This is a genomic window from Salinarimonas chemoclinalis, from assembly GCF_041514305.1.
Taxonomy (GTDB): Bacteria; Pseudomonadota; Alphaproteobacteria; order Rhizobiales; family Beijerinckiaceae; genus Salinarimonas; species Salinarimonas chemoclinalis.
Map to the genome: position 1 here is coordinate 223,503 of NZ_JBGMWH010000005.1, position 11,427 is coordinate 234,929.

Annotated in this window: 10 protein-coding genes; 6 read left to right on the top strand and 4 right to left on the bottom strand. The window is 75.1% G+C overall.

What is annotated here, in order from left to right:
- The first annotated feature begins 4 nt into the window (after positions 1-4).
- The 3 genes from AB9M23_RS11650 to AB9M23_RS11660 are packed head-to-tail and all read left to right on the top strand — an operon-like array spanning position 5 to position 4,364.
- Positions 5-850 (top strand): efflux RND transporter periplasmic adaptor subunit, encoded by an 846-nt coding sequence (locus tag AB9M23_RS11650; protein WP_372424707.1) that lies wholly within the window; start codon positions 5-7, stop codon positions 848-850.
- The gene (locus AB9M23_RS11655; RefSeq protein ID WP_372424708.1) at positions 847-2,205 is read left to right on the top strand and encodes an efflux RND transporter periplasmic adaptor subunit; all 1,359 of its coding nucleotides are present in this window, start codon (positions 847-849) and stop codon (positions 2,203-2,205) included. Before AB9M23_RS11650 ends, AB9M23_RS11655 begins: the two co-directional genes overlap by 4 nt.
- Entirely contained in the window at positions 2,202-4,364 is a 2,163-nt protein-coding gene (locus AB9M23_RS11660) for an HlyD family efflux transporter periplasmic adaptor subunit (RefSeq protein ID WP_372424709.1), read from the top strand. The genes AB9M23_RS11655 and AB9M23_RS11660 overlap by 4 nt, the downstream gene beginning before the upstream one ends.
- 13 nt (positions 4,365-4,377) lie before the next feature.
- On the opposite strand, the gene AB9M23_RS11665 is transcribed toward AB9M23_RS11660, so the two are convergent.
- The 3 genes from AB9M23_RS11665 to AB9M23_RS11675 form a co-directional block, all read right to left on the bottom strand.
- Entirely contained in the window at positions 4,378-5,337 is a 960-nt protein-coding gene (locus AB9M23_RS11665; RefSeq protein WP_372424710.1) for a threonine/serine dehydratase, read from the bottom strand.
- Between the two features lie 100 nt (positions 5,338-5,437).
- Complete coding sequence (locus AB9M23_RS11670) at positions 5,438-6,172, bottom strand: DUF429 domain-containing protein (RefSeq protein WP_372424711.1); 735 nt, start codon at positions 6,170-6,172, stop codon at positions 5,438-5,440.
- A complete protein-coding gene (locus AB9M23_RS11675) occupies positions 6,169-8,532 on the bottom strand; it encodes a Tex family protein (RefSeq protein WP_372424712.1) in 2,364 nt (787 codons plus the stop codon). Before AB9M23_RS11675 ends, AB9M23_RS11670 begins: the two co-directional genes overlap by 4 nt.
- A 280-nt stretch (positions 8,533-8,812) precedes the next feature.
- Between AB9M23_RS11675 and AB9M23_RS11680 the strand changes: the two genes are divergently transcribed.
- A complete protein-coding gene (locus tag AB9M23_RS11680) occupies positions 8,813-9,235 on the top strand; it encodes a flagellar basal body rod protein FlgC (RefSeq protein WP_372424713.1) in 423 nt (140 codons plus the stop codon).
- Positions 9,236-9,251: 16 nt separating this feature from the next.
- On the opposite strand, the gene AB9M23_RS11685 is transcribed toward AB9M23_RS11680, so the two are convergent.
- On the bottom strand, positions 9,252-9,911 hold the full coding sequence (locus AB9M23_RS11685; RefSeq protein WP_372424714.1) for a class I SAM-dependent methyltransferase: 660 nt from the start codon (positions 9,909-9,911) through the stop codon (positions 9,252-9,254).
- Between the two features lie 83 nt (positions 9,912-9,994).
- Between AB9M23_RS11685 and AB9M23_RS11690 the strand changes: the two genes are divergently transcribed.
- Complete coding sequence (locus AB9M23_RS11690; protein WP_372424715.1) at positions 9,995-10,873, top strand: LysR family transcriptional regulator; 879 nt, start codon at positions 9,995-9,997, stop codon at positions 10,871-10,873.
- A gap of 152 nt (positions 10,874-11,025) precedes the next feature.
- A complete protein-coding gene (locus tag AB9M23_RS11695; protein ID WP_372424716.1) occupies positions 11,026-11,307 on the top strand; it encodes a hypothetical protein in 282 nt (93 codons plus the stop codon).
- The last annotated feature ends 120 nt before the right edge of the window (positions 11,308-11,427 follow it).

Below are 11,427 nucleotides of genomic sequence, written 5' to 3' on the forward strand. Positions count from 1 at the left end.
TCGCATGCGCGTCATCCGCCGTCCGTCCGCGTCGTGCGCGCTCGCGGCGGCGCTCGGCCTCCTCGTCGCCGGCTCCGTCGCCGTCCCGCCCGCCGCCGCACAGGACCTCTATTCCCCGCCGCCGCTCGTCGCGCCGGGCGCGGCGGCGGGCGAGGCTTCGGGCGGCTGGGGCGGGGGCGACGTCGAGACGGAGATCCGCGCGCAGATCTCGCCGCGCCGCCACACCGTCCTCTCCACCGAGATCCCCGGCAAGATCGTCACCCTGGGCCTGCGCGAGGGGGAGCGGTTCGCGCAGGGCGACCTCCTCGCCGCCATCGACTGCGCCGCCCACGAGGCCCGGCGCGATCGGGCCGCGGCGCAGGAGGAGGCGTCGCGCCGACGGCTCGAGACCGCCGGGCGGCTCGATCGCCTGTCCTCGATCAGCCGCCTCGAGGTCGACGAGGCCCGATCCGCCCTCGTCGCGGCGCAGGCGGAGACCGCGCTGGCGCAGGTCTTCGTCGACCGCTGCGAGATCCGCGCGCCCTTCGACGGCAGGGTCGTGGAGCGGCGCGCCCAGGAGCATCAATACGTCGGCGAGGGCGCCGAGCTGCTCGCCATCCTCGACGACGGGGCGCTGGAAGCGGAGATGCTCGTGCCCTCGCGCTGGCTGCGCTGGCTCGCGCCGGGGCAGCGCTTCTCGCTCGCCGTCGACGAACTCGGCATCACCATCGAGGCCGAGATCGCCCGCATCGGCGCGCGGGTCGATCCGGTGAGCCAGTCGGTCAAGGTGTTCGGCCGCATCCCCCAGGGCACGCCCGGCCTCGTCGCCGGCATGAGCGGCGTCGCCCGCCTCGCGCCGCCCGACGGATGAACCCGCCGCCCGATCGCCGCCTCGTGGCGCTCTCGGCGCTGCTCGAGGTCGAGAAGCGCGCCCGCGCCGCCACGAGCGCGGAGGCGCTCGGCTTCGTCCTCGTCAACGATACGCACCTCGTCGTGCCCTACCGGCAGGCGGCTCTGCTGCGCGCCGACACCGGCCGGATCGAGGCGCTGTCCGGCCTCGCCACGCCCGACCCCGACGCGCCCTTCACCCGCCGCCTCGCCGCGCTGATGAAGCGGGTCGCCGCCCGCACGGGCGCCACCGCGGGGCCGCGCGCCCTCGACCTGCCCCTTCTCCCGGAAGAGGCCGGGGAGAAGCCGGATGCGGAGACGAAGACCTTCCTTTCGACGCATCTCCCCGCGCGGCTCGCCCTCGTGCCGCTCGCGCGCGGCGGCGAGGTCCGCGCGCTCCTGCTGCTCGCCCGCGAGGAGCCCTTCGGCCCCGCCGAGATCCAGGTGCTCGGCCACCTCGCCGATGCGTACGCCCACGCCTGGACGGCGCTGGTCGGCCCACGCGGGCGGCGCGGGCGGGCGCGCCGGCGTGGCCTCGTCGCCGCGCTCGCCGCCCTCGCCGCGCTCGCCGTCCTGGCTCTGCCGGTGCGCCAGTCCGTCCTGGCGCCGGCGGAGGTCGTGGCGGAGGACGCCGCCCTCGTCACCGCCCCCGTCGACGGCGTGGTCGAGACCGTCCACGTCGAGCCGAACGCGGCCGTCGCCGCGGGCGACCTCCTCGTCACGCTCGACGGGCGCGAGCTCGCCGCGCGGCTCGAGATCGCCCGCCAGGCGCTCGCCGTCGCCGAGGCGGAGCTGCGGCAGGCGCGCCAGCAGGCCGTGTTCGACGATCGCTCGCGGGCGCGCATCGCCATCCTCGAGGGGCGCCGCGAGCAGAACGCCGCCGAGGTCGCCTTCGTCGAGGAGACGCTCGGGCGCATCCGCATCGCGGCGCCGCGCGGCGGCCTCGCGGTCTTCGACGACGCGTCGGACTGGGAGGGCCGGCCCGTGGCGCTCGGCGAGCGCATCATGCAGGTTGCGGACCCCGGCCTGCGAGCCCTCGAGATCCACCTCGCGGTGGGGGACGCGATCGTGCTCGAGCCGGGCGCCGAGGTGCGTTTCTTCCTCAACATCGACCCCGCGGATCCGGTCGCGGCGACGCTCCTGCGCGCCGGCTACCGGGCGACGCCCACGCCCGACGGCGTGATGGCCTACCGCCTGCGCGCCGGCTTCGACGCCGACGACCCGCGCCTGCGGATCGGCCTGCGCGGAACGGCCAAGCTCTACGGCGAGCGCACGACCCTCGCCCTCTACCTGCTGCGCCGGCCGATCGCCGCCGCGCGGCTGTGGCTCGGGCTGTGAGCGCGACCCTCGCCCTCGGCGGCGCGCCGCGCGCGGCGGCCTCCCCCCGGACGCCGTCGGCCGCGCTCCCGCCGCTGCGCGAGGAGATCGTGCTCCACGAGGGACCGCCCGGCCGCGACGGCGCGCCCACCTGGACGCTCGAGGACCCCGCCCGCGCCCGCTACTTCCGCATCGGCTGGGCCGAGGTCGAGATGCTGGCGCGCTGGGACGCGGGCGATCCGGCGGCGATCGCGGCGTCCGTCTCCCAGGCGACGACGCTCGCACTGGAAGCGGCAGACGTCGAGGCCTTCGCGCGCTTCCTCGTCATGGCGAACCTCGTCCAGGTACGCGGGCCCGACGCCAACGCGCGGCTCGTCGAGCAGAAGCGCGCCGGCCGCATGGGGCCGCTGACGGCGGCCTTGAAGAACTACCTCTTCATCCGCATCCCGCTGGTGCGCCCGGACGCGTTCCTCGGCGCCACGCTGCCGCTCGCGCGACCGTTCTTCGGCGCGGTGTTTCGCCGGCTCACCATCGCCGCGGGCGTGCTCGGCGTGGTGCTGGCCCTGCGGCAGTGGGACGCCTTCCTCACCACCTTCCTCTACCTGTTCTCCTGGCAGGGTGCGCTGGCGGTGGGCCTCGCGCTCGTGGCGGCCAAGCTGCTGCACGAGCTCGGGCACGCCTACGCCGCCAAGCGCGAGGGGCTGCCGGTACCGACCATGGGCGTCGCGCTCATGGTGCTCTACCCCGTCCTCTACACCGACACGACGGCGGGCTGGCGGCTGACGGACCGGCGCGCGCGCCTGCGCATCGGCTATGCCGGCATGGCGATCGAGCTCGCGCTCGCCTCGTGGATGACGCTCGCCTGGAGCTTCCTGCCGGACGGGCCGGTGCGCTCCGCCGCCTTCGTGCTCGCCACCACGACCTGGATCATGACGCTGGCGGTGAACCTCAACCCGTTCATGCGCTTCGACGGGTACTTCCTCCTGTCGGACCTGATCGATGCGCCGAACCTCCAGGACCGCGCCTTCCGCCACGCCCGCTGGCGCCTGCGCGAGGCGCTGTTCGGTTTCCGCGAGCCGCCGCCGGAGCCGCTCTCGCGCCGGCGCGGGCGGCTCTTCGTCGCCTATGCGGTCGGCACCTGGCTCTACCGCTTCTTCCTGTTCCTCGGCATCGCGCTGCTCGTCTACCACCTCTTCTTCAAGCTGCTCGGCATCCTTCTGATGGTGGTCGAGCTCGCCTGGTTCGTCGGCCGCCCGATCGCGCTCGAGATCGGGGAATGGGCGAAGCGCCGCGAGGCCTACCGGCTCAACCGCCACACGGCGGCGACGGGTCTCGTCGCCGCGGCGCTCGTGGTTCTGGCGATCGTGCCGTGGTCGAGCGCGGTGCACGCGCCGGCGCTGTTCGAGGCCGAGGAGCGCGCGCAGGTCCACGTGCCCGTCGGCGCGCGGCTCGAGGCCGCCGCCGCGGCGCACGGCACGCGGGTCGCCGCCGGCGATCCGCTCTTCGCCTTCGTCTCGCCGGACATGGACTACCGCCTCGCCGAGGTCGAGCGCCGCATCGCGGTGCTGCGCTGGCGCGCCTCGGTCGAGATCGGGGCGGGGGTCGAGGGCGCGAGCCGGGAGGTGATCTTCTCCGAGCTCGAGGGGGCGGTCGCCGAGCGCGCGGCGCTGCGGCGCGTCGCCGAGCGGCTCGCGGTGACGGCGCCGATCGCCGGGCGCGTCGTCGCGCTCGCCGAGGAGGCGCGGCCGGGCACCTGGATGCCGGAGGGCGCCTGGCTCGCCACCATCGCCGCGCCCGGCGCCGGCGAGGTCGCGGCCTTCGTCCGCGAGGCCGATCTCGCGCGCATCGCACCGGGCGCGCAGGCGTCGTTCCACGCCGACGCGCCGGGCCGCGCCCCGGTGCCGCTCGTCGTCGCGCGCATCTCCGAGACGGCGACGCGCCGCCTCGACGCCGCGCCCGAGCTCGCCTCCGACCACGGCGGCGGCATCGCCGCGAACCTGCGCGACGGCGCGCTCGTGCCCCACGAGGCGGTCTACCGCGTCGTGCTGCGCCCGTCCGAGGGCGGCGCGCCGGAGATGGCGCTGCGCGGCACGGTGCGTCTCGACGGCGAGGCGGAGAGCTTCGTCATCCGCGCCTGGAGGGCGGCCGTGGCGGTGCTGGTGCGCGAGAGCGGGTTCTGAGGTCCCGCTCCGCTCACCCCAGCGCGTCGAGCGCCGCGAGATCGACGTTCGCGCCGCACAGGAGCACGCCCACCCGCTCCCCCCGCGTCGCGCGGTAGGCGCCCGACGTCAGCGCCGCCAGCGCCGCGGCGCCGCCGGGCTCGGTGGCGATGCGGAAGTCACGCCAGAGCATGCGCTGGGCGTCGACGATCGCGCCGTCGTCGACGAGCGCCACGTGGTCCACGGTCGCGAGCGCGATCTCGGTGACGATGCGCCCGGCGGCGCGGGCGCCGAGCGAATCGGCGGCCACGGAGTTCACCTCGACGTCGACGGGCTCGCCCGCCGCGAGGGCCGCGAACAGCGCGCACGAGCCCGTCGGCTCGACGCCCACCACCTTCACCCGCCCGCCGAACCAGGCGCCGATGCCGGAAATCAGCCCGCCGCCGCCCACCGCCACGAGCACGGTGTCGAGCCCTCCGGCGGCGTCCTCCTCCCATTCGAGCGCCACCGTGCCCTGGCCGGCGATGGTCGCCTGCGCGTCGTAGGCGTGGACCGAGAGCGCGCCGGTGGCGGCGATGTGCATGCCGCAGGCGAACAGGGCGTCGGCGTAGCGCGGCCCGCCGATGCGCACGTCCGCCCCCATGCGGCGGATGACGTCGACCTTGGCGTGCGGCGAGATCTCCGGCACGAAGATCGTCGCCGGGTGGCCCAGCTCCCGAGCGGCGTAGGCGACGGCGGCGCCGTGGTTACCCCCGGACGCGGCGGCGACGCCCGCTTCCGGGACGGTCTCGGAGAGGAGATGGTTGAAGGCGCCCCGCGCCTTGAACGAGCCGGCGTGCTGCAGGAACTCGAGCTTGAGGGAGACGAGCCCCTCGTGCCCGAAGGCGTTCTCGAGCCGCCAGGACGGCGTGCGGCGCACGTGCGGCGCGATGCGCCGGTGCGCGTCCTGGATGTCCCGGGGCGTGACGGGAAGCGGGCTCGCGGGGGCGGTCATCGGTGTCTCCCTTGTCTGCCCCCTTCCTAGTCCGCCCCGGCGGGCCGCGCCAGGACGGGTCCGCCCGACCGAGTGTCGCGAAAGCGCGAGCCCCGCGCCCTCACGCCCAGATCGCCACGGCGAGCCCGTGCGCGTCGCGCTCCGGCGGGTCGGGGAAGGGCCGCGCCGTCCCCTCGGCGAGGTGCCGCGCGACGACGAGGCAGGCGAGCGCGTCGATCAGGTCGTCGGGTCCCGCGCCGCGGGGGCGCTCGGCCGCGATCAGCGCGGGCGCCACCCCGGCCGCGAGAAGGAGCGCACGCCGTGCGTCGAGCCCCGGCTGATGCGGTCGGCCACGCACCTTCTTGGGCGTGGCGAGCGCCCACTCCCCGTTCATGCGCCAGAAGGCCACCTCGGGGTGGCACTCGAAGACGCGCCCGGCGTCCGCCGGCCGGGCGCGCAGCAGCGCGTCGATCTCGCGGACCTTGGGGAACAGCATGAAGCCCTGCTTGGAGACCTTGCGCGGCGGCGTCGAGGTCGCGAGCGCCGCGGCGCAGGCCTGCGCGTAGCCGTCCGCGTAGACGGCCGCGCGCGCTGGCATCGAGAAGACGCTCGACTGGCGCGCGCCGAGCAGCGGGCGCACCGCCTGTTCCGCCGCCCGGCCCGGACCGACGATGCGCTCCGGCAGGCCGATCGGCATGTCGATGGCGACGATCCGCGGCGCCTCGGGCGCGTCGAGAATGGCGGCGAGATCCGGCACGCCGCGCAGGCGGGGCGGCACCGCGCCGTCGAGCCGCGCGAGGGCGACGACCCAGCCGCCGGGGCAGCCGTCGGCACCGGCGATCCAGGGGGACGTCACGGGCGCCGTCGGTCGCGATCGCGTGCCCGCTGCAGGGCGTCCGCCAGTGCACCGCCCCCGGCGGGCGAGGCCGTGGGCCGCGCGCCGGACTTCGAGCCCGCCCGCCCGCGATCGTCGCGCGCGCCGCCGCCCTTCTGCGCCGGGCGCCGCTCCTGTCCAGGCTCGTCGGACAAACGCATGGAGAGGCCGATGCGCTTGCGCGGCACATCGACCTCCATGACCTTCACCTTCACCACGTCGCCGGGCTTCGCCACGGCACGCGGATCCTTCACGAAGCTCGTCGACATGGCCGAGACGTGGACGAGCCCGTCCTGGTGGACGCCGACGTCGACGAAGGCGCCGAAGGCGGCGACGTTGGTGACGACTCCCTCCAGCACCATGCCCGGCCGGAGGTCGGAGATCTTCTCCAGCCCCTCGGCGAAGCTCGCCGTCTGGAAGCCCGGCCGCGGGTCGCGGCCGGGCTTCTCCAGCTCGGCGATGATGTCGGAGACGGTCGGCACGCCGAACGTGTCGTCGGTGAAGCGCCGCGGGTCGAGCGCGCGCAGCGTCTTCGTGTCGCCGATGATGCGCACGACGTCGGCCCTGGTGAACTCCAGGATGCGCCGCACCACCGGATAGGCCTCCGGGTGCACGCCGGAGCGGTCGAGCGGGTCCGCGCCGTCCTGGATGCGCAGGAAGCCGGCGGCGAGCTGGAAGGTCTTCGGGCCGAGGCCGGGCACCTTCATCAGCTCCTTGCGGGTGCGGAACGGCCCCGCCTCGTCGCGGCGCGCGACGATCGCCTTGGCGACGCCCTCGCCGAGCCCGGAGACCCGCGCGAGCAGCGGCGCGGAGGCGGTGTTCACCTCCACGCCCACCGCGTTCACGCAATCCTCGACGACGGCGTCGAGGGCGCGGGAGAGCGCGTGCTCGGCGAGATCGTGCTGGTACTGCCCGACGCCGATGGATTTCGGGTCGATCTTCACGAGCTCCGCCAGCGGGTCCTGCAGGCGGCGTGCGATCGACACCGCGCCGCGCAGGCTGACGTCGAGGTCGGGCAGCTCCTTCGAGGCGAAGGCGGAGGCCGAATAGACCGAGGCGCCGGCCTCCGAGACCATCACCTTGACGACCTTTCGATCGGGCAGCCGCCCCACCAGCTCGCCGGCCAGCTTGTCGGTCTCCCGCGAGGCGGTGCCGTTGCCGATGGCGATCAGCTCGACGCCGTGGCGGCGCACCAGCCCTTCGAGCGTGGCGAGCGCCGCGTCCCAACGCCGCTGCGGCTCGTGCGGGTAGATCGTGTCGGTGGCGACGACCTTGCCCGTGGCGTCGACCACCGCGACCTTGACGCCGGTGCGATAGCCCGGGTCGAGCCCCATCGTCGCCCGCGCGCCGGCGGGGGCCGCCAGCAGCAGGTCGCGCAGGTTCGCCGCGAAGACGCGAATGCTCTCCTCCTCCGCCTTCGCCCAGAGCCGGGCACGGGCGTCGAGCGCGATGGAGAGCGAGATCTTCGTGCGCCATGCGAACCCCGCGGCCTTCGCCAGCCAGGCGTCGCCCGGCCGGCCGCGATCGGCGAGGCCGAATCGGGCGCGGATCTTGGCGGGATAGGCGTCCTTGGCGGTATCGGGGGCGTTCTCGGGGATCTCGGTGAGCGAGACGGAGAGCACCTCCTCCTTCTCCGCGCGGAAGATCGCGAGGATACGGTGGGCGGGCAGCTCCGCGATCCTGCCCGAATAGGCGAAGTAGTCCGAGAACTTGGCGCCGGCCTGCTCACGCCCCTCGCGCACGCTCGCCACGAGCCGCGCCTCGCGCCAGAAGTCCTCGCGCAGCCGGCCGATCAGGTCCGCGTCCTCGGCGAAGCGCTCGACCAGGATGTGGCGCGCGCCCTCGAGCGCGGCATCGACGTCCGCGATGCCCTCGGCGGCGTCGACGAAGGCGCGGGCCTGGTCCTCGGGCGCGCGCTCGGGGGAGGCCATCAGCGCCTCCGCGAGCGGCCCGAGCCCGGCCTCGCGGGCGATCTGCGCCTTGGTGCGGCGCTTCGTCTTGTAGGGGAGGTAGAGGTCTTCCAGCCGCGCCTTGGTGTCGGCGGCCGCGATGGCGGCGGCGAGCGCGTCGTCGAGCTTGCCCTGCTCGGCGATCGCCGATCGGATCGCGACGCGGCGTTCCTCCAGCTCGCGCAGGTAGCCGAGCCGCTCCTCGAGCGTGCGCAGCTGCGTGTCGTCCAGGCCGCCGGTCGCCTCCTTGCGGTAGCGCGCGACGAAGGGGACCGTCGCGCCCTCGTCGAGGAGCGCGACCGCGGCGGCGACCTGTGCCTCGGCGACGCCGAGCTCGGCGGCGATGCCGCGGATGATGGTGCGGGCGGTCTCGCCCCCGTCTCGCTTCGTCATGGCGCCTTCACCGAATCGCATGCTCTCAACGGCGAAGGGTGTAGCGCGCCCGCGGCGCCCGGCAAACCGCGCCGACCGCCGCGGGCGCGACCACGTCAGCGCCGCCGGCGGCGGCGCAGGAAACGCAGGGCCTCGCGCAGCAGGATCGCGCGGCGGATGAAGCGGAACATGGTCGTCTCTCCCGGTTCGTGTCGTCGCGGGGGAGAACGCGGGTCGGCGTGCTCGGTTCGTCGGCGCCCGATCCGCGGCATTCGCGCGATCGCGGCAAGGGGGCGGAAAGGTGCGCGGGCGTACGCTCGCGACCATGATCTCCGCGCTCGCCATCTCCCGCACCGGCCTCGACGCCGCCTCGCTGCGCCTCGAGGCGAGCGCGTCGAACGTCGCCAACCTGCGCACGACGGGGGCGCTGCCCGCCGCGCCGGGCGGGCGCGCGGGCTCCTACGCGCCCGTCGACGTGGTGCAGACCTCGCTCGACGGCGCCGGCGTCTCCGCGCGCCTCGCCGAGCGCCGGCCCGCCTTCGTCCCCGCCTACGAGCCCGGCTCCCCGGACGCGGACGCGAAGGGCTTCGTCGCCGCGCCCAACGTCGACATCGTCGGCGAGGTCACGGACCAGATCATGGCCGCGGCCGCCTTCGAGGCCAACGCCGCCGCCATGCGCGCCGCGCGCGAGATGGCGCAGACGCTGCTCGACATCGACGCGTGAGCGCCTGCGGCGCGGTTCAGTCCGGCCGGCGCGCGACGAGGTAGATTCGCGGGTCCCGCGGCTTCGAGCCGTGTCGCGCCCGCTCGACGATCTCGAAGCCGGCGGCGCGCATCTCGGCCTCGAGCCGCTCCGCCGCGACGAAGCCGACGGTCGACGGCGCCATGCCCACGAGCCGCATCGCCGGGACGACGAGGCGCAGGACCGGGTTCATCTCGGAGAGGCACGGCGTCTTCGAGATCAGCAGCCCGCCCGGCGCGAGCAGGGCGCGCACGCGTGCCAGAGCCGCCGCCCGGTCCGGCAGGAGGTGGAGGACGTTGAACGCGAGGACCGCGTCGAAGCCGCCCGGCGGCGCCGCGATCTCCTCGACGGAGGCCTGGGCGAGCGTCGGGCCGGCGCAGCCCGCCGCCCGCGCCTTCTCCCGCGCGATGGCGATCATCTCACCCGAGACGTCGGTCGCGAGATAGTCGGCGACCGCGGGCGCGAGGCGCAGCGCCGCCGTTCCCGTGCCGCAACCGAGTTCGAGCACGCGCGCCTCCGGCGCGAGCCGTGCGGCGGTGGCGGCGAGCGTGCGCGCGAAGCCGGCCTCGTCGCGGATGCGCGCCTTCGCGTAGCGCCGCGCGACCCGATCCCAGAAGCGGGCGTCGGCGTGGGTCGTGGTCCCGGTGGTGAGAGTCATGTCGGCCTCCTGCGCGACATGGCTTATCTCATGCACGGGCGTTGCGAATTGCCGAAAGATGGAGATCGCTCATACATTGACGTATGGATGGACTCGACTGGAACCTGATCCGCGCCTTCCGCGCCACCGCGCAGGCCGGCTCCCTCTCCGCCGCCGCGCGCCGCATCGGCGCGACGCAGCCGACGCTGTCGCGCCAGGTGGCGGCGCTCGAGGCCGTGCTCGGCGCGACGCTGTTCGACCGCATCGGCAAGCGCCTCGTCCTCACCGATCTCGGCCGCTCGCTGCTCGAGCACGCGCAGGCGATGGGGACCGCGGCGGACGCCATGGCGCTCGCGGCGGCGGGCCGGGCCGCCGACGTCTCGGGCCGCGTCACCATCTCCGCCACGGACGCGGTGTGCGCCCACCTCCTGCCCGACGTCGTCGCACGCCTGCGCCGCGAGGCACCGCGCGTGACCCTGGTCCTCCTCGCCTCGAACGCACTCTCGGACCTGCGCCGGCGCGAGGCCGACATCGCCGTGCGCCACGTGCGCCCCACCGAGCCCGAGCTGATCGGCCGGAAGGTGGCGGAGATGACCGCCCACTTCTACGCCGCCGAGAGCTGGATCGCCCGCCGAGGCCGCCCGCGCACCCTCGCCGAGGTGCCCGCGGGCGAGATCCTCGGCTTCGAGCCGCTCGCCCGCTTCGTCGAGCACCTCGCGGCGGAGGGCCACACGGTCGCCGAGGAGGACGTCCGCATCGTCTCCGAGAACGCGGTCGTCCTCTGGGAGCTCGTCCGCCGCGGCGTCGGCGTCGGCATCGTGCTCGAGGGCATCGCCGAGCGCCTCGGCGGCCTCGTGCGCCTCTTCCCCGACGCCCCCGGCACGCCGGTGCCGCTGTGGCTCGTGACCCACCGGGAGATGCGCACCAGCCGGCGGGTGCGGGTGGTGTTCGAGACGCTGGCGGAGGGGTTGGGAGGTGGGTGAGAGGAGGGGGTGTCCGCTGTGCTGGGACGGCGGACATGCAGCGGACATGATGCAAGCGATCACACCGGATCGGGAAGCCGATCCGGCTACAGCCCTTGCGGGCACGAAAGCGAAAGCGGTAGGCTGCGCCCATGAGGTACGGTCAGGCAGACTTGTTCGCGCAAGACGACGCCGAACGCAACACGCTGTCGGGGTCACGGCGCACGACGATCCGCGCGCGGCTGGAAGCGACGCTCGCCGAGCTCGAGGCGGCGCCCGTCTTCCCGTGGCGCGATCCGCTGGACGCCGTGCACGTGGAGAACCGGTTCGAGCGGGACGCCGGGATGCTCGGCGAGGAAGGCGCCCGCCTGTGGGCGCGGTTCGACAAGGAGATGGACAGGCTGCACGCGACGCAGCACGCCCCGGATCTCCGCGAGCCCGGCTCGGGGAGCTGAACGCGGCCGGCCCGCAGGCGCGTCGCGTTCTGCTCGCGATGCCGGTCACGTGCGCGCAACCGTAGCCGGCATGCACGCTCTCGCAGGGCTGGACGGGCCGGGCTGTCGCTGGATTCTGGG